Origin of the sequence: Bifidobacterium saimiriisciurei (assembly GCF_010667655.1) — a bacterium.
GTDB classification, from domain to species: domain Bacteria; phylum Actinomycetota; class Actinomycetes; order Actinomycetales; family Bifidobacteriaceae; genus Galliscardovia; species Galliscardovia saimiriisciurei.
Window position 1 is genome coordinate 46328 of sequence record NZ_WHZU01000005.1, and the last position, 25374, is coordinate 71701.

The window sequence follows — 25374 nt, forward strand, 5'->3', positions numbered from 1 at the left end:
CCTTGTGTTGCGTCTACCGTGACAAAAAGGAATCGAACGCTCAGCTCGGCTCCTGTTCGTTGGATGCCCTACAACGCAGGGGAACCGTGCGAGGCGTTTGGTTCCCATATGTTGGGAGCTTAACGACGAACGGGAACCGTGCGACCGGGTTGGTTCCTGTTTGTTGCTTTCACCGCGACGAACAGGAACCATAGACGCGGTTCGGTTCCTGTTCGTCGTATCCCGGCTACAGGCCGAGGCGGGAGTCGAGGGCGGCGGAGGGGTCGAGACCGAGACGGCGGCGGATGAACCAGCCGAGGCCCAGGGGCAGGCCCGCCGCAGCCGCCACGCCACCGGATCCGATGGCGATGGTCTTCGCGTTGTCAGCGATCAGCGGTGCGGCGGAAGCGTCGGAGGCCGTGGAATCCGCCGAACCGTCATCGGCGGCGTCGGATGCCGAATCCGCAGCGGCCGCATCGGATTTCGCCGAGGACGACTTCTTGGCGGCGGACTTCTTCGCCGAGGACGAGCCGGCCGCCAAACCGGCGGAGGACAGCGCTCCCCCGCTGCCAAGGCCCGACGACGAGCCCGTCGAACCGCCGGAGGCCGATGCCGCCGCGGGACTGCCGGAGCCGGCGCTCACCTTGAACGAGGAGTCGTACTGCACGGAAAGCGGCAGCGTGGGCTTGGCGAAGTCACGCTGGCTGTTCGCCGTGTACCAGTAGGCCGACTGGCCGGTCTCCACCTGGAAGTCCACGAACGACTGCGGGAACGCGCCCCAGTAGGCGGCGTTCGTGGAGTCCTTCGACGCCTGCGCGCCATGGTCGCCGCTGGCCTTCACGGCGACGCCCAGATATTCGGGCGTCTTGGTGAAGCCGTGCGCACCGGCCGCCTTCTTCACGTCCACGCCCTTGAAGTCGGCGAGATGGATCGTGCGCGCCGAAAGCGTGACCCATTTGCTGGAGTCGCTCATGTCGGCGCCGTATCCGGAGGCGGTGGCGGTGAGCGCGCCGTTGCCGGAGGCGTCGAGCGTGAGCTTCGGGTCGGTGACGCTCCAGTAGGTCATGCCGCCGTAGTAGGCGACGGTGAACGAACCCGTCCACGAGACCTCGACCGAACCGTCGGCCTGCACCGTGCCGACCCCCTTGGAGAGCACCACCTGCGATTCCGTGTTGATGGAGCGCCCGTCGGCGCGTTTGGCCATCTTCACGCTCGAACCATCGCGGGCGAGGCACTTGCTGTCCCATGAGGCCGTGACCCACTTGCCGGACGAATCCGGCTTCTCGATGGTCACGTTGCCGTCCTTGGCCTTGTAGAAGGACGCGTCCCATGTCTTCGAGGAACCGGCGTTGCCGGCCTTGCCCGCCGAGATGAAGTTGCAGCCGCCATAGTAGGCGGCGGAATTCGTCTCGTCGTTGATGCCCCAGCGCAGGGTGACGTTCTTGTACGTCGCGCCGTCCGCACCGGAGCCGCCGCCGTTGGAGCCGCCGTTCGTCGTGTCGCCCGAACCGGAACCATTGCCGCCTGAGCCCGAACCCGACCCCGAGCCGACCGCCGCCGTGGTGACGGTCATGACATTCGACGCGGCGCCGGGGCCGAGTGCGTTGGTGGCGGCGATGGTCACGTCGTAGGTGGTCGAGGCCTTGAGTCCGGTGATCATGCCGCTGCGTTCCTTCCTGCCGAAGGACGCGATGACGGAGTCGCCACCGGACCGGGGTTTCGCGGTGGCCACGAATCCGGAGAACTTCGGGTCGCCCTTCTCGCCCGGCGCCTTCCAGAACAGTTCGACGCGGTCGCTGCCCTCGGCGTCGTGATTGGTCAGCGTCGGAGCGCCCGGCAGTCTGCCGACGACGAACGTGGTGCTCGCCACGGCGTCCGCGCCATCGCCGGCGGCCGCATCGTACAGTTCGAATGTGTAGGTGCCGGCGAGCGCGTCTGTGGGGATCGTGTATGTCCATTTCGTCGAATCCTCGGCGGTCGGGGCCAGGCCCTTCGCCACGGTCTCGTTGGCGGGACTGATGATCCGGCCGGCGTATGCCGTGCCCTCGGCGAGGTTCTTGCCGGTGAAGGTGATGGCCTTGCCTCGTTCGACCGATTTCACGTCGGCGGTCACGCTGGGTTCGGCGTCGCTCGGCTGAGACTTCCATGTGACGGTGATCGGCGAGGCGACCTTGCGAGGCTGGATGGTGTTCTTGCCGCCGCTGGTCGTGTACCAGTAGGACGACTGCCCGGTGGCGTTGTTGAACTGCACCCATGTGGCAGGGAACGATCCCCACCATGCGGCGTTGTCGTCGGTTTTCGCGGCCTGTCCGGCATGGGCGTCCGCTCCGGCGTCGGCGGTAACGCCGAGGTAGTCGGGCTGGGCGGTGAGCGTGCCCTTGTCGGCGTCGAACGTTATCTGCTGTCCGACGCCGCTGGCCGAGCCGGTGGTGAAGTCGGCCAGATGGATGGTCGTGGCCGGCAGTTTCTCCCATTTGCTCGCGTCGTTCATGTCGGCGGCGTATCCGGATGCGGTGCCGGTGAGCGTCCCCTTGCCGTTGCTGATGTCGAGCACGGGGTCGGCGATGGACCAGTAGGTCATGCCGCCGTAGTAGACGATGGTGAACGAGGCGCCCTTCCATTCGATGCGCGCGGAGTTCGTGGCGGCGTCGACGGTGCCGGTGCCGTCGGTGAGCCGGACGATGTTTTCGGAATACGTGGGTTCGCCGTTCATCGTCATGCCGCCGGTCTTGCCGGCGATGGATGTGCCGTTGCGGTTGGTGCAGCGTTCGGCGAATCCGCCGACGCGTTCCATCGTGCCGTCGGCTTTGGGCTTGAGTATTTCGGCGTGGGCGGATTCGTCGACCGTGCGATACAGCGTCTTGCCGTCGGCGCCGGTTTTGGTCGCCGTCCATACGCCGCTGCCGCCCGCGTCGCCGGCCGTGCCGGCGGACAGGGCGTTGCAGCCGCCGAAGTATGATCCGCCGCCGGTTTCGGGGTTGATTCCCCATTCGAAGACGACGCCGGTCACGTCGGTCGTATTCGCGACGTCGGCGGACGACGAGGCGTTCGTGCTGGTCGTGGCCGCGTCGGCGGCGAAGGCCGGCGCGATCGCGGCGACCGATCCGGCGCAGACGGCCACGATGGAGGCTCCGGCGCAGATGGTCTTGAGAATGGTTCGTCCGATGCTCATCGTTCGTCTTCCTTCCCTGCCGAATCAGCCGTCACATCGCTACCGGTGTTCGCCGCACGGCGGGCGAAGAAGCCGCGGACCCCGGCCGCGACGGATGCACCGCCGGACGCGGCGTCGCCGGCGTTCGGAACCGCACGGCCGGTCGAGGCCGCACCGTCGATGCCGACACCATCGACAGCGGCGGCGCCATCGCCGGCCGGCACCGGAGGCATGGCCTGCGTGGCCGCCGACGTGCCGAACGGCGCGGGCAGCGGAGCGTCCTCGACCAGCGACTGCACCTGGTCGGCGCGCCCCTGTTCCTTGAGCAGGCGCTGGTACTGCCTGCGGCGGCGCCTGGCCGATTTCATGGCCTCGCGCGCCCGCACGTCCTCGGCGTGGCGCTCGCGCTTGGCGATCTCCTTGTCGAGCGCGGCCGGCGAGACGCCGAGCAGCACCGACTTCATGGCGAGATAGCCGCCGACGCCGGCCGCCAGCACGATGATGGCGATGCCGAAGATGATGATCGCGGCGACGATCAGCCATCCCGCGACTCCCAACACCGGAATCTGCGCGTTCATATCATTCCCTTCCGTCGTCTGCGATGCTGCCGCCGCCTCGGCGGCCTTCCTTGCGGCCTCTTCCTCGGCCTTCTTCTTCGCTGCCGCCTGCGCCGCGGCCTGCTTCTTCTTCGCTTCCTCGGCCGCCTTGGCCGCGGCGGCGTCATCCGACGAATCCGTGGATGCCGTGTCATCGGACGAATCGGAACCGGAGTCCGAGGACGACTGCTCCGATGATTGGGCGGCGAAGCTCAACGGCGTGAACGTTTCGTTGCTGGAGTTGACGACGCCGTGGGCGCCGATGGTGATGATGCCGCATTGCACGGCCGTGCAGTCGACCTCGGTGGGATTGTTCGACCTGTCGTAGCTGGTGAATTTCGCACCGGGCACGGTGATCTTCGCGTTCCATGTGCCGTTCGCGGCGATCTGGCCGCCGTTCGCGGCCGACGCCGTCGAATCGCCGGGGAACGCGACGAACACGTCGTATCCGGCGGGGTTGTTCTCGTCGTCGGGCACGTATCGGTAGTCCTCGCCGGTCACGCCGCCCTTCGACGGCTTCCACGAGTCGCCGTTCGGGTCGCTGACCCAGCCGAACAGCACGTAGATGCCGCCGAAGCCGCCCTGCACGGACTGGAATCCGCTGCCCGACAGGTCGACGGTCGTCTTGCCGTTCGGATTGAGCGAGCCGCCCTCGACGGTGGCGCTCACCTGGGCGCCGGCCGCCTGTGCGGCGGGAACGCCGCGCACGGCGTCGACGGCGGCCATCGCGGCGAGCATGACGACGGCGGTCGCAAACGCGACCAGCCGCTTCGCCAATGTCCCCGTCGTCGTTCGCCTCCGCGTCGGAGAAGGGGCCGACGGCATGAATCCGGCAATCATATGTCGCGTCATCGCATCGCCTCCTGACCGCGCGAACGCGCCAGCTGCCCCAGCTCGGCGGCGGACGCGCCGGGGAATCCGCGATGACGGCCATAGACGTTGCGACGGACCGCCGGCCGTTTCGGCAGGATCACCAGTCCGCCGGCGGGATGCGGCAGCACCTCGATGGGGCACTGGTACACGTCGGTGAGCATGACGGAGGTGAAGACCTCCTCGGGCGTGCCCACGGCACGGAGCCGGCCACGCTCCAGCAGCGCCACACGATCGGACCATGCGGCCGCCGCGTCGAGCGCATGCACGATGACGACGACCGCGCAGCCGGCCGCCGCATAGTCGCGGCCGATGCGCATGAGCATCTCCTGATGCTTGATGTCCATGGCGGCGGTCGGCTCGTCGAGCAGCAGGATCGGCGCAGCCTGCGCGAGCACACGAGAGAAGGCGGCACGGCCGCGCTCGCCGCCCGACAGCGACGTATAGACGCGGTCGGCGAGCGGCGTCACCTCGGTCATCGACATCGCGGAATCGACGATCATGTCGTCGTCCATCTCCTCGGCGGTGCCCTCCCACGGGGAACGGCCCATGCGCACGATGTCGTCCACGCTGAACGGGAACGTCACGTCGACCGACTGCAGCAGCACCGAACGGCGCATGGCCAGTTCGGTCGCATCCCACGATGCGGCCGGCAATCCGAACAGCGAGATCTCGCCATCGGCGAGCGGCACGTCGCCGGTGATGGCGTTCAGCAGCGTCGACTTGCCGGCGCCGTTCGGACCGACCAGCGACAGCACCTCGCCGGCGCGGATGTCCAGGTCGATGCCGGAGAGAATGCGGCGCTCGCCTATTTCGACGCTTACGTCCTTGAGCTCGAGCACGCAGTCGCCGGGATTCGGCATCTGCGGCGTGCGATGGACGGTGTTCCATGGCATGCGGAGAGCCACGCTCATGCCCAACCTCCTGACTTGGATCGGCTGCGGCGAAGCAGCCAGAAGAAGAACGGACCGCCGACGAGCGAGGTCAGCATGCCGATGGGCAGGTCGGCGAACTGGATGGTCGTGCGGGCGGCGAAGTCGGCGATGGTGAGCAGCAGCGCGCCGCCGAGCGCGGAGGCCGGCAGCAGCGTGCGATGGCCGGGGCCGATGATCATGCGCAGCAGATGCGGCACGACCAGTCCCACGAACGAGATGATGCCGGCGAACGCGACCGCGGACGAGACGAGCAGCGCCACGGCGAGCATGGAGAGGAAACGCAGGCGTTCCACGTTCACGCCGAGGTGACGGGCCGGCTTCTCGCCGAGCGAGAGCAGATCGAGCCGGCGGGCCATGAACTGCACGGCGATGATGCCGATGACGCACATGGGCGCCACAAGCGCCACCTGCTGCCAGCGGCTGCCGTTGAACGAGCCCATCTGCCAGAACACGATCTGGTCGCGCGCGTTGGTGGGCGCGGCGAAGGTGAAGAACGAGATGAGCGCGCCGGCGATGGCGTTGACGGCCACGCCGGTCAAAATCAAGGTGACGATTTCGGTGCGGCCGCCGCGCCGGGCCAGCAGATACACCGACATGGTGGTGGCCAGGCCGCAGGCGAACGCGAGGAACGGCGTGGTGAACGCGCCGAGGAACGTCCATCCCATGAGGATGGAGCAGCTGGCGCCGACGGCCGCGCCGGAGGAGACGCCGACGGTGCCGGGTTCGGCGAGCGGATTGCCGAACACACCCTGCATGACGGCGCCGGCGACGCCGAGGGCAGCGCCGACGACGATGGCCATGACGATGCGCGGGAAGCGCACGTTCCACAATGCCTCGTTGCCGAACGCACGGGTCGGCCCCTCGAGCCAGTGGATGCCGACCTTGTTGAGCACGGAGCCGATGACCTGGTCGAACGGGATGATGAGCTGGCCGAGCGACGCGGAGACGACGGTCATGACGAGCAATCCGACAATGAGTATGACGAAGGTCAGCGCTGTCTTGCCCATGCGCGGCTTGCCGGCGAGACCGAGATCGGCGGCGTTGGCGGCGATGTGCCGGTTGCGCGCCCGGTCGACGCGGGCCGCCGCCGCGCGGATGTCGCTGGTCTCCCCGGCGTTGGCGGCAGTGGTGGCGCCGTCGGACGCACGCGGTGCCGAGACCGACGCCGAGGCGTTGGGGACGTTGCCCGTCTTATCCATCACTTGGTGTTCTCCTGCTTCATCTCGTTCAGCCGGTTTTCGACGACTTCCGGCTTGGTCTTGGGCTGATAGGCCTGTTCGGGCACGTAGACGGCCGTGGCGAGCGCGGCGAGGACCTGCGCCGTCTGCGGGCCGAAGCTCATGATCTCGTAGTCGCTCATGTCGACGACGCGTCGATGCTGTCCGGCGGGCGTCTCCTTGATGCCGGGCAGTTCGAGCATGCCGTCGAGCCCGCCGGCCGACTGCACGCCCAGCGTCATGGCGAAGATGACGTCGGGCTTGGCTTTGATGAGCGCTTCGGCGTTGGTGGCGGCCATGCCCTTGAATCCGACCTCCTTGGCCACGTCGTTCGCGCCGATGGACTGGATGAGCGAGTCGGCGCCCGAGCCTTCGCCGAACCAGTAGTAGATGGATTTGCCACGCACGTAGAGGAACACGATGCGTGGCTTGCGGTTCACGTCGGCCGGCGCCATGGTTTTTTGGATGGTCTGGATGGTCTGGCTGATCTCGCTGTTGGTGCGTTTGACGAGCTGCTTGCCGAGGTCGCTGACGCCGAGCGCGTCGGCCACGGCCTGGATCTGCGTGCCGACGCCGCTGACGCCGTCGTTGCTGGTGAGCGGCACGAACACGACCGGCACGCCGGACTGCCGCAGCTGCAGCTGCACGTCGTAGGGGCCGATGCTCGTGTCGGTGATGATGACCGTGGGTTCGAGCGCGAGGATGGCTTCGGCGTTGAGGTCCATGCCGTTGACGGTGACCTTGGGCAGCTTGTCCATGCCGGAGGAGCCGGTGGCGGTGTCGCGGCCGACGAGATTGCAGCCGAATCCGAGTGCGTAGACGGCTGCGGCGAGGCCGCCGTTCTGGTTGAGCGCGAGGATGCGCGTGGTGTCCGTGACGGTCTGCTTCGGGCCGTCGGAGCTGGTGACGGTCACGGGCAGCTTCTGCTGTTCGAACGGCGCGTTGGAGATGGGGATGATCTGGTCGGAACGCGTGTAGGCGGTGGTGGGGCCGGTGATCTCGCGCGGGTTCTGGAGTTTTGATTGTGTGACGTCGGGCAGTTTCGGCGGATTGGGGGTGGTGGATGCGTCGGGCACGTCGCACGAGTCGAGGCTGGACTCGGAGATGGTGCCGATGTTGGCGCAGCCGGCCATGCCCATCAGGCACGCGACCGCGAGGAGGGACGCCAGCAGGGCTTTCGCGCGGCGTCGCGCATCGACGATCAGATGTCCGATGTTCATGAAGCGGTGTTTCCCTTGAAATGGGTGTGATGACGGATGAGCGGGGATGACATATTCGGCGGGAATCAACTCCCCTCAGACCGCCTTTGGCGGCCAGCTCCCCTCATTCATGAGGGGAGCCAGATGATGTGACGCTCGGCTCCCCTCATGATTGAGGGGAGCTGTCGGCGACAGCCGACTGAGGGGAGTTGATTACCGACGCCTTAGTCTCGTCGACTACGGCTTAGCGCAGGGCGCGACGACGGGCGGCGAGCACGATGCCCGCGCCTGCGGCCAGGACGGCGGCCGCGGCGACGATGCCCATAATGGCGGAGCCGGTCTTGCTCAGCGCGTTGGGCTTCGTGGCGGTGCCGTTGGCCTTGGCGGCGGCGTTCGTCTTGTTGGACGACGTGGTGCCGGTCGCGGAGCCGGAAGCGCTGCCGTTGGCGGAACCGTTGTTCTGGTTCTGGCCGCTGTTGCCGTTGTTGTTCTGGTTGCCGTTGTTGTTGGCGGTCGGGTCCTTCACGGTGACGGGCAGGGTGGCCTTGACGTCCTTGCCGTCGATGGTCGCCGTGATGGTGATGGTGGCGGAGCCGGCCTTGCCGGCGACGACCTTCTGCTCGTCGTAGCCGACGGCGGCGGTGGACGGGGTGTCGGCCGCGGAGTCGTCGGATTCGGCCGGGAAGCCGATGACCGACTTGTCGGAGGACTCCCAGGTCACCTTTTCGCCGCCGACGTTCTCGCCCTGGGCGAAGGCGTAGATGGTCTTCTCGTCGTTCACGTTGAGCGTGAGCGAGGTGATGGCCTTCTTGTCCGCGTCGGCGAAGGCGAGCTTCGGCTCGATGGCGGCGGGCTTGGCGGCTTCGGCCGCCGACGCGCCGGCGGTGCCGACGGCGTTCCTGGCCGTCACGGATGCCGTGTACTCGGTGTTCGGGTCGAGCTCGGTGAAGACGTGCTGGAAGGTGTTCGCGTCCACGTCGGCGGTCAGAGCGGCGGCGCGGGCCTTGGTCTTCGGAGTGAGCGTGACGGTGTAGCCGGTGATGGCGCTGCCGCCGTCGGAGGCGGGCTTGGACCAGCTGACGAGCAGCTCGTGGGCGCCGGACTGCTTCACGGTCACGTTCTGCGGGGCGGAAGGAGCGACGGCCGCGATCTCAAGGTTCTTGGCCGCGACTGCCGCGGACTGCTGGCCCTCGGCGTCGATGGCGACGACGGTGGCCTTGAGCGTGGTGCCGGGCTTGGCGATGCCGGCGAAGTCGGCGGTGTACGCGCTCTGGCCGTCGACGGCCTCGACGGTCTTGGTGGCGACCTGCTTGCCGTCCTTGTCGGAGACGACGACCGTGTACTTGGCGACCTTGGAGTCGTAGGCGCCGGCGGCCGGGGCCTTCCAGCCCACCGTGGCGTCGGCGTCGCCGGACTTGGCAAGGGTCACGTCACTCGGCGCGGTCGGAATCTGGGCCTTGAGGGTGATGGCCTGGGCGGTGTCGAGGCGACGGTCGGTGATGGCCAGCTGGTGCGCGGCGATGGTACCGACGATGTAGGTCTTGCCGTATTCGAGCTTGTTGGCGTCCACGTCGACGGTGCCGGTGAAGGCGCCGTCCTTGATCTGGCCGGGCTGGATCCATGCGGTGCCGACGAGCTTGCCCATGTAGGCCATGCTGAAGGCCTGGCCGGGCTTCCACACGGAGGAGTCGACGACGATCAGGTAGGTGCCGTTCGCGGCGGCGCCGCCGGTGAAGCCGGTGCCCTTGACGGTGAAGGTGTTCTTGACGGACGGGTCGATGTTCGTGGCCGGGCTGACCTTGATGCCCAGGTCGGCCGCCGGATCGGGGTTCGGGGTCACGGCGTCGGAGGCCGGGGATGCGACCGAGGAGCCCTTGGCGTTCTTGGCCACGACGGTGGCGGTGTAGGAAACGCCCTGGGCGGAGAGGCCGGTGAACGTGGCGGTGGTGGTGTTCGCGTCCACGTCCTGGGTGACGGCGTCGCCCTTGGACGGGGTGAGCGTGACGGTGTAGCCGGTGATTGCGGAACCGCCATCCTTGGCCGGAGCCTTCCAATCAACCTTCACCTGGTATGGGTCGGCGTTGGTGCCGGCGAGGGTCGCGGTGGGCTGGGCCGGGGCGGCGGGCGCGGTGGTCTCCGGCTCGGTGGTCTTGAGCGTCAGGTCGACGGCGTGGTCGAGGTTGCGGTTGGTCACGGAGAGCATGTGCGCGGCGAACGTGCCGACCACGTACTGCTTGGAGGCGTCAAGCGTGTTGGCGGGGATGTCGAGCACCTGGGTCCAGTTGCCGTCCTTGTCGAGGTTGGCGTAGCCGTCCTTCGGATCGTTGTTCGGGCGCACCCACTTCTGGATGGTGAAGGCGTTCTGGTCGGTCGGGACCTTGCCCGGCTCCCACACGGACTTGTCGGCGATCACGACGTAGGTGCCGTAGGCGGCGCCGGAGCCGGTGTAGCCCTTGCCGGTCACGGTGATCTGCTGGTCCTTGGTCGGGTCGATGGTGGTCGGGTCGGCGGAAAGCGTGCCGACGTTGCCCACCTTGGTCGGATCCTCGGCCGCCTTGGCGGTGTAGGAGACGGCGATCTCGGTGGGGGCCTTGCGCTGGTCCGCGGCGCCGCCGGAGGCGTACCAGTACGGGCCGGAACCGGTCTTGGTGATGAAGTCGAGGAACGGCTTCGGCCAGCTCTTGGCCTTGGTGCCCTGGCCGTCCACGTCGATCTCGTTGAAGTCGGGGGTGACGACCGTGCCGTCGTCCTTCACGTCCACGTTGGAGAGCGTGGCGATCTCCACGTTCTTCTCCTCGGCGACCTTGTTGAACACGGTGGCGTCGTTCATGTCGGTGGCCCAACCACCGAGCGTGGCGGTGACGGTGCCCTTGCCGCCGGTGACGTTCAGCTTGAGGTCCTTGGCGTACCACTGGACCTGGCCGGAGTAGTAGGCGACGGTGAAGGAGCCGGTCCAGGAGATCTCGGCGTTGTCCTTGTCGGCGTCGATGGTGCCGGTGCCCTTGGTCAGCTTGACGCGGTTGCCGCTGCCCTCGCCGGTGGCGGAATAGGCGGCGGGAAGGTCCTTGCCGTCAGGGGTGGTCTTGAGTCCGGCCCAGGTGGCGGCCGCATACGTGCCGTCGGCCTGCTTCTTCTCGATGGAGACGTTGCCGTCCGACTGCTTCCACTCGTTCTCTTCGACAAGGTCGTCGGCCGAGGTCTTGTCGACGACGCCGGCGCTCAGGAAGTTGAACGTGCCGGGATTGTAGGCGCGCCAGTTCGTCTCCTTGTTGAGGCCCCACGTCAGGGTGGCGTCGTCGGTGGTCTTCGCGGTCGAGTCGGCGGCGGAGGCGGCCGGCACGACGAGTCCGGCGCCGAGCGTCGCCACGGCGACTGCCGAGGCGAGCGCCGCGCTGCGTTTCTTGTTCAAGAACACTGATGTTCCTTTCGTCTTCATGTCCCCATGCCCTCATCCAACGGAAACCTGATGCGGATTCGGGGTTCCAACACGTTCCTCACGGGGGGCGTCGCCTCGAAAAAGATATAGAGCTGACAGGCATGCCCTGTGAAGTTCGTACGCACGATACGACGAGGAAAAAATCATTCTCAAGTCTTGTTTTTCCAAGCTTGGTTCCGTATTCGCGCACGCGCGATATCAAGAATCGTTCCCAAAATCAATAGATGTGATATACATCACACTACATAGTTCGGCGGGGCGTAGCATACACCCCTAGTACGTTGCAACCGACGTCCGGAACCTCTCGGCGTCGGATTTCACGGACGTATGCGTCATAGCCGACGCTGCACGGCCGACGGCCAAGGCATCCACTACCCTGACAATCATGACGATCACGGTATCAACAGATGGCAGCGCTCTTGGAAACCCCAATGGTCCAATGGGCTGGGCGTGGGCGGACCACGAGGTGGATGCGGGCGGCAGGCCCGGCCATGAGCATCCCGGCGACTGCGACGCGGGCGGCGCGACGAACGGCACGAATCAGATCGGCGAGCTGTGCGCGGTGCTGGAGGCGCTGCGCGCGCATCCGGGCGAGGAGCCCCTTGTCATCGAGACCGATTCGCAGTACGCCATCAACTGCTCGACCAAGTGGGTGCATGGCTGGAAGCGCAACGGCTGGAAGAACTCGCAGAAGAAGCCGGTGAAGAACGCGCAGCTCGTCAAGGCCATCGACGCGGAGATCTCCCGTCGTGCCGGTTCGGTGAAGTTCGTGTGGGTCAAAGGCCACGCGGGCAACGCCGGCAACGAGAAGGTGGACGAGCTGGCGCGCACGTATGCGGGCGACTGCCGTTCCAAGGCGCGCGACGGATACCTGCCGAAGGAGGGCTGGCAGTCGCTGCTGGGGTCCGACTATTCGAAGGGCACCGACGTGCCCGCCGACGCGCAGATGCTTCTGGACGGCAGCATCACGGCGGAGGAATACCATCTGGGGCGCGGCGAGTCCAGCGGCGACGGGCCCAACGGCTCGACGACGAACCATGCGGCGCAGTCAGCGTCGAAATCGGCGTCGAAGCCGTCCGCAAAGCCCTCACTGGCCGAACTGCTGAAGGAGCCCGAGGGCGTGCCCGACTACGATGCAAAGCCCGCACCGGAGAAACAGCCCGCACCGGCATCGGCCCGCCGACCGGCGCCGCGATCACAGCCCGCCTCCACACCCCCCACCCCTGCCGCGCACCGTCCCTCCGGCCTGCGGGCGCAGGGCACCGTGCGCATCACCCCCCCGCCGTCAAGCAGCCCGTCATTCCAAGGCGGGTCCATCACCATCACCGGCACCATCACCTTCACCGGCACGGTGGCCGCGGACGGCACGATGGAGCTCGACGGCGACGTCTTCCTCGGACGCTGACCGCACCGTTGCATACACTTGGTTAATGAATGTGTAGAACGTTCAAAAATCCGGTCCAGCGAAGGAGAGAACCATGGACAAGGCACAGCAGGATGCATTGAAGAAGGCGGCGGGCATCGAGGCCGCCAAGCTGGTGACGAACGGCATGATCGCAGGCCTGGGAACCGGCTCGACCGTGCGCTTCCTCGTCGACGAGCTCGGCCGCCGCGTGCAGGAGGAAGGCCTTCAGTTCACCGGCGTGACCACCTCCCGCCGTACGCAGGAGCAGGCCGAGGGCTATGGCATCAAGATCGTGGACGTCGATGACGTCGACCACATCGACGTGACCATCGACGGCGCCGACGAGGTGGACAAGAACTTCGACGGCATCAAGGGCGGCGGCGCGGCCCTGCTGTGGGAGAAGATCGTGGCCACGAACTCCAACAAGATCGTCTGGATCGTGGACGAGTCCAAGGTCGTCGACACCATCGGCGCGTTCCCGCTGCCGGTCGAGGTCATCCCGTTCGGCGCCGGCCACGTCATCAAGAAGTTCGAGGCCAAGGGCTACAAGCCCGTGCTGCGCCTTGACGCCGACGGCAAGGAAGTGCGCACCGACGAGAACAACTTCGTCGTCGACCTGCACCTGGGCCGCATCGACCACCCGCGCGAGCTGGCCGAGGACCTCATCAACACGGTCGGCGTGGTGGAGCACGGCCTGTTCCTCAACATGGTCGACACCGTGATCGTGGGCGACCCGAACGGCCCGCGCGTCATGACCAACGGCAACAAGTGACGCAACGTCACCTATGACAAAAGCCCCGGAACCGTAAGGTTCACGGGGCTTTTTCCTGCGTCTGCTCGACGCTGCGCCGTACGGCGCTGAAGACTACTTGCGCTGGTGGCGAGTCTTACGCAGCAGTTTGCGGTGCTTCTTCTTGCTCATCCGCTTGCGGCGCTTCTTGATGACCGAACCCATCTCAGCCTCCGTTCTATATGTATCGAAAAGATTGCAACTTGCCCAATAGTACTACGGCTTTCGGACGAACACCACCCACGGCGCCAATCCGTGCCGCGGCCCCGTGCGATGGACCACGCCGAGACCATATGGGGGCGGCCTACATGGGGAACTTCTGGTAGAACGCCATCACCGCGTCCTTGCCGCCCGTCACCTGGAAGACCACGGTGTCGTTCTGCCAGACGGCGACGGCCTTGGCGTCGTCGTCGGCGTCGGTCTTGACCACGTACGTGCCCTTGTTGGCGCCGGACACCTTCACATTGCCGTGCGCCAGGGTGTCGCCTTCCAGAGCGGCCGTCAGCTTGTCGTACTGGGTCTTCGCGCCGGAGGAGTTCGACCACTGGCCGATGACCATCGCCACGTCCTTCGACTTGGCGCCGGTGGAATACGTGACCGCATACTCCTCGACCGGCTTGGCGGATTCCCAGTCCTTCGTGGCCTCGACGCCGGTGCGCGCGTAGTTCGCCACGGCATCGGGGAACGCCTTGACCAGTTCGCTGGCGTTCTTCGGCAGCGCGGACGCCTCGATGGTCGGGGTCGCCGCCGCGGACTGCGTCTGCAGGCTCCGCGCATCGCCGCCGTTGTCCTTCATCGCCCAGCCGGGCCAGACGAACGCGCTGAACAGCGCGATGATGATGATCACCGCCGCGGTGACGATAACGATCAGACGACGTCGCGAGGAAGAAGAATTGGAATTTGGCATAGCGTGATTCTCTCACGCCGTTAGGACGCTGGCCGGCGGGCGCCGCATGCGCCGACGCCTGCAATGCCAACGGCCGCGATGGCCCTCTCTGCGAATCGCGCCGGCGGCTCCCGCCGACGCGACGCAATAGGGGGCGAGGGTGCTGCGGGGATTTTGTCGTTCAACGACAATAGCGTTGACGGCATGGCGAAATCCTCTACTCAGTTCCTGTGCTCCGAATGCGGATGGAGCGGCGGCAAATGGTTCGGACGCTGCCCCGAATGCGGCGAATGGGGCACCATCGAGGAGTTCCGCGAGGCGCGCCCGAGGGCTGCGGCGCGCACGCGCGGTGCGGCGTCGGCCGCCGGCGTCGTCGGCGTCAACGGCATGGCCGCGGGTTCGCGCTCGGGAATCGGCGCGGCCACGTCGCATACGCAGGCGGCGCATGTGCCCGATTCCATGGTCGTGCCCATCACCAGGGTGAGCGAGGCCGACGTGACGCGCGTGCCGACGGGCTTCGGGGAATTCGACCGTGTGCTCGGCGGCGGCATCGTGCCCGGTTCGGTGGTGCTGGTGGCCGGCGAGCCCGGCATCGGCAAGTCCACGTTGCTGTTGGAGACGGCAGGCCGCGTGGCCCGGGCCGCGGCCGGCGCGTCGTCGGCAGCCGACGCCGGCGGCAAGGTCCTGTATGTCTCGGGCGAGGAGTCCACGTCGCAGGTACGTATGCGCGCCGGCCGCATCGGCGCCGTCAACGACCATCTGCTGCTCGCCTCCACCACCGACCTCGCCACCGTGCTCGGTCTTATCGAACAGGTGAATCCGGTGCTGGCAATCGTCGATTCGGCGCAGACCATCATCTCGCAGGACGTCGATGGCATCTCGGGCGGCTCCTCGCAGGTGCGCGAGGTCGCCGGCGCCCTCATCGACGTGGCCAAGACGCGAGACATCCCCGTACTGCTGGTCGGTCATGTGACGAAGGACGGCTCGATCGCCGGCCCGCGCACGCTCGAGCATCTGGTGGATGTGGTCTGCCAGTTCGAGGGCGATTCGCAGACCGCGCTGCGCATGCTGCGCGCGGTCAAGAACCGTTTCGGCCCGACCGATGAGGTCGGCTGCTTCGATATGAGCGGCGAGGGCATCGACGAGGTCGTCAATCCGGGCGCATTGTTCCTTTCCGACGGCGACGACGCCACCGAGGGCACATGCGTGACGTTCACCGTGGACGGCCATCGCAGCCTGCCCATCGAGATCCAGGCGCTGGTGACGAACTCCGTGCTGCCGACGCCGCGCCGTGCGACCAACGGCATCGATTCGAACCGGCTGGCCATGCTGGTCGCCGTATTGTACCGGCACGGCGGCATCCCGCTGCTGAACAACGATCTGTATATCTCCACGATCGCCGGCGGATTGGCGAAGGAGCCGGCATGCGACCTCGCCATCGCGGCCGCGTTGGCGAGCGCCGCCTTCCATGCGCCGATCGCCCGCGATTACGCGGCGATCGGCGAGATCTCCCTGACCGGCCAGATTCGGCCGGTGCCGCGGTTGGAGTACCGTCTGCGCGAGGCGGCCCGTCTGGGATTCACCCATGTGGTCGTGCCCAGACGCCGTCGGGGCGCGAAGCCCGTCGCCATCGACGGCCTGACCGTCATCGAGGCGGATTCGGTGTCGAAGGCGCTGAAGGCGATGGGCGTGGTGAAGCGCCGGTAGTTCGGAGCTACTGCACGGTGATGGTAAGGGGATCGGATTTCACGGCCTTGTTGTCGCGCAGGCTCAATACGGCCACGTAGGTGCCGGCCTCCACATGGGGTCGGGAGGCGTCGTCCTGGCAGGTGGAGCCGGTGCGGTTCGTGTTCCATGTGACGGTCTGGATGTCCTTGTCGTTGCCGTCCATGAGCAGCATGCGCGAGTCGACGTCGCATGAGTCCGAACGCCATACCGTCTCGTTGCCGGACGTGATGGTCAGTATGCGCGACGCGTTCGAGGCGTCGATGAGGCAGGCCTTGCCGCCGCTGTGCAGGATCGACGTCTTGAAGTTCACGGCGCCGCCGACGCCGACGGTCGTGTAGTCGGCCGACAGGTTCAGCGTGATGTTGGAGTCGTCGCAGTCGGGCACGCCGGCCGTGGTCTTGGGTTTCTTCGTGCTGTCCGACGATGCCTCGGCGCTTGATGATTTCGTGTCCTTCGAGGATTTCGACGACTTCGCGGTCTGTGATTGGGACTGTTCGCCGCCGGTCAATGCCTGCACGCCCTTGACCACGCCGTAGACGAGTCCGCCGAATACGGCAAGAACGGCTATCAGCACGATGACCGCCACGATGCGACGACGACGATAGATACGCTGCTGCTGTTTGCTGATTCTCCGTTTTGCCATAGTTCATGAGTGTAGGAACGTCCGACGGGAAACGGCGTGGAACACGGCGATTCCTAGCGGCATTTCCACATCGGCGCCGCCATACGGCGGCCGCGGCGACCCCGGCCCGTTATCGCGGCGGCCATGACGGCGCCGTCACCGCGGCAGCGACAGCGAGCCGTCCTCGTTGATCTCGATGAGTCCGTCGTCGTCGAGCGAGGCGATGCATGCGGCGAGCTGGCCCTGGTCCGGCCACAGCGATTCCGCGTCGGCGCGCGGAAGGCCGGCCGTCAGTCCGTCGTCGTGGCGCCGGCGAAGCGCGTTCAATACGATGCCGCGCACCTGACGGTCGGTGCCTTGGAATCGTTGGCGGGGGCGGGTGCGCTTCTCCCCCAGTCCCGGCCGGCCGGCGGCGAGGAACGCGCAGCATGCCGATACGGGGCAGATTTCGCACACCGGTTTCTTCGCCGTGCAGACGACGGCGCCGAGTTCCATGACCGACTGGTTCCACATGACCGACTGCGCCGTGTCGGCGGGAAGCACGTCGTCGGCGAGGTCTCGTTCGGCGCGGGTGGCGGCCCCTCCCCTCGATTCGACGCCGAGCAGCACGCGGGAGAGCACGCGGCGGATGTTGGTGTCGATGACGGCGACGCGCCGGCCGAACGCGAAGCTGGAGACGGCGCTGGCCGTGTAGTCGCCGATGCCGGGCAGCGACAATAACGTGTCGTAGTCGTCGGGCAGCGTATTGCCGTACCGTTCGGCGACGACGCGGGCGCATTCCTGCAACCGCAGGGCGCGACGGGGATAGCCGAGGCGCCCCCACGCGGCGATGACCTCGGCGGTGGATGCCTTGGCGAGCGCCGCGGCGTCGGGCCAGGCGCGCATCCAGTCGGTCCAGTACGGCACGACGCGGCTCATCTGGGTCTGCTGGCTCATGACCTCGGAGACCAGCACGCCCCATGGGGTGGTGCGGCCGAAGCGCCAGGGAAGGTCGCGGGCGTTCGCCTCCCACCATGCGGCGAGGCGCACACGGACCTGTTCCCCGGCCTGTTCGCGGGCCTGTTCGCGAAGCTTGTCAACACGTTCTTCCTGCATCACAGCAACCATGCCAAAAACCATACGCCCGCGCAAATCCGAGACGCCGTCCCGCACGATGCGCCGTGTCGGTTGGCGTTTCTATCCTTGACGATTGTGAATATGGAACAGAATCCCCAGCAGCCGGCCGAAAACCACGGCTCCGACCCCGAATCCAAGGTCGAGAAGATGTTCGAGTACGGCTACCGCAAGTCGAACTACGGTCCCGACGAGCTCGTGACCGATGCCCATGGCAATCCGATCAGCGTGGTCGACGCCATGCTGTCCGCCGAGAAGGCCGCCGAGGCCGAGACGGTCACCCCGCATCTGTGCTACTACTCGCCGCGCATCCCCGGCAACACCGGTTCGGCCATCCGCCTGTGCGCGGTGACCGGCACGATCCTGCACCTGGTGGAGCCGCTGGGCTTCAACCTGCGCGATACGAAACTGCGCCGCGCCGGCCTCGACTACCACGACATGGCGCATGTGGTGCTGCATCCGAACTTCGAGAACCTCGTGGAGTCGATGCCGAACTCGCGCATCATCGCATTCACCGCGCATGCCACGAAGCTGTATACCGAGATCGAATACAAGCCGACCGACATCCTGCTGTTCGGCCCCGAGCCGGGCAACATCCCCGATCCGATGGACATCATGGAGGGCCCGCACGTGGCCGAGCAGGTGAGGCTCCCCATGCGCCCCTCGCTGCGTTCCCTGAACCTGACGAACTGCGCCTCCATCGCCATCTACGAAGCCTGGCGCCAGCTGAACTTCCAAGGCGGTAAGTAAAACCTCCACCGGGAAACCGGGCGTGAGACGACGCGAACGCCATACACAATCCACTGGTAGACTGGGCGAACACGGCTTTTTCATGGACGGCCGCCGCAATCAGGCCGCCGTCCGGAGCCGGGGATGGATTCAAACGGTCGTATTGGTCTTAAGGGAGACTTCATGAACAAGGCAATCATCACCGTCGTCGGCCAGGACACGGTCGGCATCATCGCCCGCGTCTGCACGTATCTGTCGAAGCACCACGTCAACGTGCTCGACATCTCGCAGACCATCATCGACGGCTTCTTCAACATGATGATGATCGTCGACTACTCCGAATCCGACAAGGATTTCAGCGCCATGGTCGGCAATCTCGAGGACCTCGGCGACGACATCGGCGTGCGCATCCGCTGCCAGCGCGAGGAGATCTTCACCAAGATGCACCGCGTCTGAGGCAAGCCTGCTGAAGGAGAAAACACCATGCTGAATATCATGGAGGTCCACGAGACCAATCAGATGATCGAGCAGGAGAAGCTCGATGTGCGCACGATCACGATGGGCATCAGCCTGCTCGACTGTGCGGCCGCCGACGTGGACACCGTCTGCGACAACATCTACGACAAGATCACGTCGTACGCCAAGGACCTGGTGAGGACCGGCGAGGAGATAGCCCGCGACTACGGCATCCCGATCGTCAACAAGCGCATCACCGTCACGCCGATCTCGCTGGTCGGCGCCAGCTCGTGCAAGACGAGCGACGATTTCGTCAAGATCGCGCACGCGCTCGACGACGCGGCGAAGAAGGTCGGCGTCGATCTGATCGGCGGCTATTCGGCGCTGGTCTCGAAGGCCATGACCCCGGCCGAGGAGCTGCTCATCAAGTCGCTGCCCAAGGCGCTGGCCGAAACCGACCTGGTCTGCTCGTCGGTGAACGTCGGCTCCACGAAGACCGGCATCGACATGAACGCGGTCGAACTGCTCGGCCACATCATCAAGGACACGGCCGAGCTCACGAAGGACAACGATTCCTACGGCTGCGTGAAGTTCGTGGCGTTCTGCAACGTGCCGGACGACAACCCGTTCATGGCCGGCGGATTCCATGGCGTGACCGAGGGCGACGCCGTCATCAACGTGGGCGTCTCCGGCCCGGGCGTGGTCTCCCGTGCGCTCGACGCCGCCAAGGGCAAGGACTTCGAGTTCCTGTGCGAGACCATCAAGCGCACCGCGTTCAAGATCACGCGCGTGGGCCAGCTGGTGGCACAGGAGGCGTCGCGCCGTCTCGGCATCCCGTTCGGCATCATCGACCTGTCGCTGGCCCCGACGCCGGCCGTGGGCGATTCGGTCGGCGAGGTGCTGGAGAAGATCGGCCTCGAACAGGTGGGCGCGCCGGGTACGACGGCCGCGCTGGCCATGCTCAACGACCAGGTGAAGAAGGGCGGCATCATGGCGTCGTCCTACGTCGGCGGTCTTTCGGGCGCGTTCATCCCCGTTTCCGAGGACAAGAACATGATCGACGCCGCCGCGTCCGGCTGCCTGACGATGGAGAAGCTCGAGGCGATGACCTGCGTGTGCTCGGTCGGTCTCGACATGATCGCCATCCCCGGCGACACGTCCGCGGCCACGATCTCCGGCATGATCGCCGACGAGGCGGCCATCGGCATGGTGAACCAGAAGACCACGGCCGTCCGCGTGATTCCGGTGGCCGGCAAGGGCGTGGGCGAGATGGCGAACTTCGGCGGCCTGATGGGCTACGCGCCGATCATGCCCGTCAACCAGACGAGCTGCGAGGCGTTCGTGACCCGCGGCGGTCGCATCCCCGCCCCGATCCACAGCTTCAAGAACTAGGCCTCTTCCGACGGCGTGCGTCTCGTGTCGCAGGCGCACGTCTCGCACCGTACTCCTCACGCCGAGGACGCGGCACGTCGAAGGAGCGGCATAAATACGCCGCAGGGGCGGTATCCATGTTCCGGATACCGCCCCTTTTTCGTGCGCACGAATCGACGATTACGGCCGTATCGGCCGATTCACGAACGGAAAACGCATACGGAAATCACGAACGAAGGACGAATTCGCGAACGGTCTCGCTCACGCGTCGCGGGTCCCGTCCGACGCGGCACCGAAGAAACCACGCCTGCGCATATACACGAAGTAGTACGGCACCTCGAACAGCAGCATGGCGCTCCAGCCGATCGCGCAGGCGAAACTGATGCCGTACATGCCCAGCGAACCGATGAGCAGCCACGTGAACACCGCACGCAGCGACGCCTGGATGAACGTGGAGATCAGCGTGACCGACATGTTCCCCATGCCACGGAAGAACCCCTGGATGCCGTTCGTGAACGAGGGGAAGATATAGAACAACGCCATCGTCGTCAGATACTGGCTGCCAAGATCGACCACGCGCGTCTGATCTGCGGTGACGAACAGCTGCATGATCGGCCGGTGCAACAGCAGCACCACGACGCCGATGAGAATCCAATAGAGAAATTCCAGACGCAGTCCCGCGCGGAATCCCGGCCGGATGCGCCCGGTCTTGCCGGCGCCGCGGTTCTGCGCCACATACGTGGTGATGCCGTGCGAGATGCTCTGCTGCGGCGTGAACGCGAAATCATCCACGCGGGTGACGGCGTTGAACGCGGCGATCACATCCACGCCCAGCGAATTGACCGCGCCCTGGATCAGCAGCTTGGCGATCGGCTGGATCGACTGCTGCAACGCCGTAACCGAGCCATATTCCCATGTCTTGCGCAACAGCGACATATCGATGCCGAATTCGCCGCGACGCAGGCGGAAGTCGGGCATCCTCAGGACCATGTAGACGCCGGTCATCGTCATGGCGAGCGCCTGCGCGATGACGTCGGTCGTGGCGGCCCAGTCGATGCCGAAGCCGAGGAATCCGATGCATACGACGTCGAGCAGACCGTTGACCACCAGCGCGATGCTCAGGAATATCAGCGGGGTCTTCGAGTCGCCGGCGCTTTTCAGCGCGGCGGCGAGCGCGTTGTAGCAATATGTGAACGGCACTCCGATGAACGTGATGCGCAGATAGACAAGCGTCTGCGCGAACGCCTCCGCAGGGACGTTCAATACGCGCAGCAGGGGCGTCGTGAACGCGAATCCCAGCGCGGCGACGGCCACCGACAATATCAGGCCGGAGAGTATCGTCGTCGACATCTCGCGACGCATGCGACCGAAATCCCGGGCGCCGAAGTATTCGCTCATCAGCACGCCGGCGCCCATCGTCAGACCGGAGATGCCGAGGATCAGCAGGTTCATGACCGGGCTCGCCATGCCGGTGGCGGCGAGCGCCTCCTTGCCGATGAACCGGCCGACGATGATGGCGTCGAGGGCGTTGTACGACAGCTGGAACACGTTGGTCAGCACCAGCGGCACCGCGTAGTTCATGAGATGAGGCGTGGGCCTGCCCGTCGTCATATCGATTGTCGCCATGGTCACTTCCCTGTTCCGGCCGTTTGATGCGCCGGCCGTCCGTTCTGCACTCGTTCGGTTTCCGACCGTTTGGTTTTCCAGCCGTTCGATGTTTCATCGGTATCCTATGCCCCGCGGGCCTGCGGAACGCTGGGGATTGCCGACGATTGCCACGTTTGCCCCGAAATAGTGGCATCGGTCGATTCGTGCACGCATCGTCGCATTCGCGCAACGCGCCGCGTCGGGCGGCATGGCGTACAATGTTTCCTTGGCCGGGATACGGAAGAAAGCACCCGGCGTCGCTCACCATACAAGCATGATTCATCATCGGGGCACATCCAGTCGGCCGCTTCCCCTCGCAGGGAGGTATGCGGCGTTTCCGCGCGCATGAGGCCGAACCATGTATCGCGATCGTACGTATGCTTTTGAATCGCGATAAACAGGGGCGGGAGCAGTATGCCCGCCGTGTATTCAACAACGCTTTCTTGACGTTCCGAAAGGCAATAGTGTCCGATATCAATATGCCCATCGACGGCATGACCGACGAAACGACGACCACCGAAACCGCAGTCACCGAAACGACGACAACCGAAACGAACAAGGCCACGGCCGAATCCAACGGCATCAGCGAAGCCATCGAAGAAACCACCGAAACCCGCCAACCCACGTTCTATGAGCTTGGCGTGCCGAAGCCGATCGTCCGCGCGCTCGCGGATGACGACAAGACCCATGCGTTCCCGATCCAGGCCGATACGCTGCCGGATTCGCTCAACGGCCGCGATATCCTCGGCCGCGGCGCGACCGGCTCCGGCAAGACGCTCGCATTCTCCATTCCGCTGGTCTCGCGCATCTCGGAGCGCGCCGTGCCGACGCGCCCGCGCGCGCTGGTGCTGGCCCCGACCCGCGAGCTCGTCAACCAGATCGACGAGGTGCTGATGCCGCTGGCGCACGCCCGTCATATGCGCACGACCACCATCTACGGCGGCGTGCGGCAGAATCGTCAGGTCAACGACCTGCGTCGCGGCGCCGACATCGTCGTGGCCTGCCCCGGCCGTCTGCAGGATCTCATCAACCAGCACCGCTGCCGTCTTGACGACGTGGAGGTCGTGGTGATCGACGAGGCCGACGAGATGGCCGACATGGGCTTCCTGCCCGAGGTGACCAGGCTGCTCGAGCAGGTGCCGGAAAACTGCCAGCACATGCTGTTCTCGGCCACGCTCGACCACGACATCGATTCCCTGGTCAAGCGCTTCCTGCACGAGCCGAAGGTGCATGAGATCGATTCCGCCACCGCGCAGGTGGAGACCATGACGCAGCATGTGTTCCAGGTCTCCGCGAAGGACAAGCCGGGCGTGGTCGAGGCGCTGGCATCGGGCAAGGGCAAGCGCATCATGTTCACCCGTACGAAGAACTTCGCCACCGAGCTGACGGCGCGGCTCATTGCGGCCGGCATCCCGACCGCCGAGCTGCAGGGCGATCTTTCGCAGAGCCTGCGCGAACGCAACATGCAGGCGTTCCGTTCGGGCGAGGTGCATGTGATGGTGGCCACCGACGTGGCGGCCCGCGGCATGGACATCAGCGGCGTGGAGCTGGTCGTGCAGATCGATCCGCCGCGCGACCCGAAGTCGTTCCTGCACCGTTCCGGCCGTACCGCGCGCGCCGGCAAGAACGGCGACGTGGTGACGCTGGTGACCTCGCATCAGCGTCGTGGCACGGCTCGCATGCTGCGCCGCGCCGGCATCGACTGCAAGTTCATCCGCGTGACGGCCGACTCCCCCGAGGTGCTCGAGCTGGTCGGCGAGAAGGCTCCGCTGGTCGAGGGCTGGGAGCTGCCGATGCTGCAGCCGAAGAAGCGCAGGCCGCAGCGCGAGGACTCCCGTGGCGGTCGAGGCGAGCGTCGCCGTGGCGATCGCGATGCACGCCGCGGCGAGCGCAGGAGCTTCAAGCGCGACCGCTTCGAACGCGATGACCGTCGTGCCGGCCGCAAGGATTTCAAGCACGACCGGTTCGATAAATTCGATAAATTCGAAAAGGACCGCTCCGGCTACGGACGTTCCGACCGCAACCGTCCCGAACGAGATTTCGAGCGTTTCGAGAACGGCGAGTTCCGTCGCAACCGCTTCGAGAAGAAGGACGGGTTCGACAGGTCCGACCGCTTCGAACGTGGCGGCCGCTTCGACAGGTCTGACCGCTTCAACAAGAGGAAGCGCTTCGACCGTGACGACCGGTTCGACGGCAAGCGCGGCGACGACCGTTTCGGGCATGATCGCTTCGGCGATGACGGCCGCTTCGAACGTGGCGGCCGCGGACGCTCCGAGCGCTTCGCCAAGAAGGACGGCTACGGCAAGCATCACCGTTCCACCAAGCGCGACCGTTTCGACCGCAACGATTCCGACCGTTTCGAGCGCTCGGACCGTTTCGAGCGCGACGAGTTCCGTAGGAACCGTTTCGAGAAGAAGGACTCCCGCGGGAACGGCCGCTCCAACCGCGGCAACCGCCGTGACCGCTTCGAGCGGAACGACCGCGGCAACCGCCGCGGCTCCTTCGCCGACAAGCGTCGTCAGCACTCCTACCGCTGACGGCATCGCCGTCGTTTCCCCTCAAGATTGAGGGGAAACGATTAACGGATCTTCGTATTGGCTCCCCTCAAGATTGAGGGGAGCTGTCCGCGAAGCGGACTGAGGGGAGTTGGCCCGCGACACAGCATCGATGCGGCAAATGCCCTGCACTCCCCTACACTCGTTTTCATGCCTGCCTATGACAAACGCAATGTCGCAAAAGCCCGAAATCTTCGTAAGGCCATGACACCATGGGAACGCAAACTTTGGCATGGATATTTACGTAACCGTCCCGAACATTTTCGGAGACAAAAACCAATCGGGCCTTATATCGTTGATTTCAGCTGCAACGACGCCAAGCTGGTAATCGAACTTGATGGGGGCGGACATTACACGGCCGAGCAACAGACGTATGACCAAGAACGAACGGCGTTTCTGAACGCCAAGGATTTTACGGTCCTGCGCTTCACCAATATCGACATCGACAGGAATTTTGAAGGTGTATGCGCAGTGATTGGCCGAGAACTCGAACGACGAAGGAAACACTAGCCACTTCGGAATCAACTCCCCTCAGTCAGGCTACGCCTGACAGCTCCCCTCGATCTTCGAGGGGAGCCAACGAGATGACACGTCTCAGACACCCGGCTCCCCTCATGATTGAGGGGAGCTGTCCGCGAAGCGGACTGAGGGGAGTTGACCCCGGTTCAGCGCGAATCAGGCGTTACGAC

At 65.7% G+C, this 25374-nt stretch carries 19 protein-coding genes; 8 read left to right on the plus strand and 11 right to left on the minus strand.

Translation table 11 applies throughout. From position 1 onward, the window contains the following. Positions 1-226: 226 nt before the first annotated feature. The 6 genes from GFD18_RS04135 to GFD18_RS11270 form a co-directional block, all read right to left on the minus strand. On the minus strand, positions 227-3151 hold the full coding sequence (locus GFD18_RS04135; protein ID WP_163198185.1) for a fibronectin type III domain-containing protein: 2925 nt from the start codon (positions 3149-3151) through the stop codon (positions 227-229). Further along, positions 3148-4503, minus strand: coding sequence for a hypothetical protein (locus GFD18_RS04140; RefSeq protein ID WP_163198230.1), 1356 nt, complete (start codon positions 4501-4503; stop codon positions 3148-3150). The genes GFD18_RS04135 and GFD18_RS04140 overlap by 4 nt, the downstream gene beginning before the upstream one ends. A 71-nt stretch (positions 4504-4574) precedes the next feature. Then, the gene (locus GFD18_RS04145) at positions 4575-5510 is read right to left on the minus strand and encodes a heme ABC transporter ATP-binding protein (RefSeq protein ID WP_204313957.1); all 936 of its coding nucleotides are present in this window, start codon (positions 5508-5510) and stop codon (positions 4575-4577) included. Next, positions 5507-6730, minus strand: a complete 1224-nt coding sequence (locus GFD18_RS04150) for a FecCD family ABC transporter permease (protein WP_225432889.1) — start codon at positions 6728-6730, stop codon at positions 5507-5509. The genes GFD18_RS04145 and GFD18_RS04150 overlap by 4 nt, the downstream gene beginning before the upstream one ends. Continuing rightward, the gene (locus GFD18_RS04155; RefSeq protein ID WP_204313959.1) at positions 6730-7968 is read right to left on the minus strand and encodes a heme/hemin ABC transporter substrate-binding protein; all 1239 of its coding nucleotides are present in this window, start codon (positions 7966-7968) and stop codon (positions 6730-6732) included. Before GFD18_RS04155 ends, GFD18_RS04150 begins: the two co-directional genes overlap by 1 nt. 223 nt (positions 7969-8191) lie before the next feature. After that, entirely contained in the window at positions 8192-11362 is a 3171-nt protein-coding gene (locus GFD18_RS11270; protein ID WP_163198231.1) for a fibronectin type III domain-containing protein, read from the minus strand. 406 nt (positions 11363-11768) lie between these two features. On the opposite strand from GFD18_RS11270, the gene GFD18_RS04165 reads away from it, so the two are divergent. Next, complete coding sequence (locus tag GFD18_RS04165; protein ID WP_163198232.1) at positions 11769-12788, plus strand: ribonuclease H family protein; 1020 nt, start codon at positions 11769-11771, stop codon at positions 12786-12788. A gap of 73 nt (positions 12789-12861) precedes the next feature. Continuing rightward, a complete protein-coding gene (rpiA, locus tag GFD18_RS04170; RefSeq protein WP_100510062.1) occupies positions 12862-13560 on the plus strand; it encodes a ribose-5-phosphate isomerase RpiA in 699 nt (232 codons plus the stop codon). A 93-nt stretch (positions 13561-13653) separates the two neighbouring features. Here rpiA and GFD18_RS04175 read toward each other — a convergent pair whose 3' ends face one another. Together GFD18_RS04175 and GFD18_RS04180 are read right to left on the minus strand one after the other, a co-directional pair. After that, a complete protein-coding gene (locus GFD18_RS04175; protein WP_004268639.1) occupies positions 13654-13743 on the minus strand; it encodes a 30S ribosomal protein bS22 in 90 nt (29 codons plus the stop codon). A gap of 139 nt (positions 13744-13882) precedes the next feature. Next, positions 13883-14485, minus strand: coding sequence for a hypothetical protein (locus GFD18_RS04180; protein ID WP_163198234.1), 603 nt, complete (start codon positions 14483-14485; stop codon positions 13883-13885). 183 nt (positions 14486-14668) lie between these two features. On the opposite strand from GFD18_RS04180, the gene radA reads away from it, so the two are divergent. Continuing rightward, positions 14669-16171: a DNA repair protein RadA gene (gene radA / locus GFD18_RS04185; protein WP_163198236.1), complete on the plus strand. Its 1503-nt coding sequence runs from the start codon at positions 14669-14671 to the stop codon at positions 16169-16171. A gap of 7 nt (positions 16172-16178) precedes the next feature. Here radA and GFD18_RS04190 read toward each other — a convergent pair whose 3' ends face one another. Next, positions 16179-16835 carry a hypothetical protein gene (locus tag GFD18_RS04190; RefSeq protein WP_163198238.1) on the minus strand — a complete coding sequence of 219 codons (657 nt, stop codon included), beginning with the start codon at positions 16833-16835 and terminating at the stop codon, positions 16179-16181. A 135-nt stretch (positions 16836-16970) separates the two neighbouring features. Further along, positions 16971-17909 carry an A/G-specific adenine glycosylase gene (locus GFD18_RS04195; RefSeq protein WP_163198240.1) on the minus strand — a complete coding sequence of 313 codons (939 nt, stop codon included), beginning with the start codon at positions 17907-17909 and terminating at the stop codon, positions 16971-16973. A gap of 102 nt (positions 17910-18011) precedes the next feature. Here GFD18_RS04195 and GFD18_RS04200 point away from each other — a divergent pair, with 102 nt between their 5' ends. The 3 genes from GFD18_RS04200 to GFD18_RS04210 all read left to right on the plus strand — a co-directional run bounded on the left by GFD18_RS04200 (position 18012) and on the right by GFD18_RS04210 (position 20504). After that, positions 18012-18677 carry a tRNA (cytidine(34)-2'-O)-methyltransferase gene (locus GFD18_RS04200; protein WP_163198242.1) on the plus strand — a complete coding sequence of 222 codons (666 nt, stop codon included), beginning with the start codon at positions 18012-18014 and terminating at the stop codon, positions 18675-18677. 162 nt (positions 18678-18839) lie between these two features. Beyond that, the gene (locus tag GFD18_RS04205; RefSeq protein ID WP_094664857.1) at positions 18840-19112 is read left to right on the plus strand and encodes an ACT domain-containing protein; all 273 of its coding nucleotides are present in this window, start codon (positions 18840-18842) and stop codon (positions 19110-19112) included. 27 nt (positions 19113-19139) lie between these two features. After that, positions 19140-20504, plus strand: coding sequence for a PFL family protein (locus GFD18_RS04210; RefSeq protein WP_163198244.1), 1365 nt, complete (start codon positions 19140-19142; stop codon positions 20502-20504). A 240-nt stretch (positions 20505-20744) separates the two neighbouring features. Here GFD18_RS04210 and GFD18_RS04215 read toward each other — a convergent pair whose 3' ends face one another. After that, positions 20745-22109 carry an MATE family efflux transporter gene (locus GFD18_RS04215; RefSeq protein ID WP_163198246.1) on the minus strand — a complete coding sequence of 455 codons (1365 nt, stop codon included), beginning with the start codon at positions 22107-22109 and terminating at the stop codon, positions 20745-20747. A gap of 485 nt (positions 22110-22594) precedes the next feature. Between GFD18_RS04215 and GFD18_RS04220 the strand changes: the two genes are divergently transcribed. After that, positions 22595-24667 carry a DEAD/DEAH box helicase gene (locus GFD18_RS04220; protein WP_318644313.1) on the plus strand — a complete coding sequence of 691 codons (2073 nt, stop codon included), beginning with the start codon at positions 22595-22597 and terminating at the stop codon, positions 24665-24667. A 57-nt stretch (positions 24668-24724) separates the two neighbouring features. Then, positions 24725-25195, plus strand: a complete 471-nt coding sequence (locus GFD18_RS04225) for an endonuclease domain-containing protein (RefSeq protein WP_204313960.1) — start codon at positions 24725-24727, stop codon at positions 25193-25195. Positions 25196-25374 lie beyond the last annotated feature (179 nt).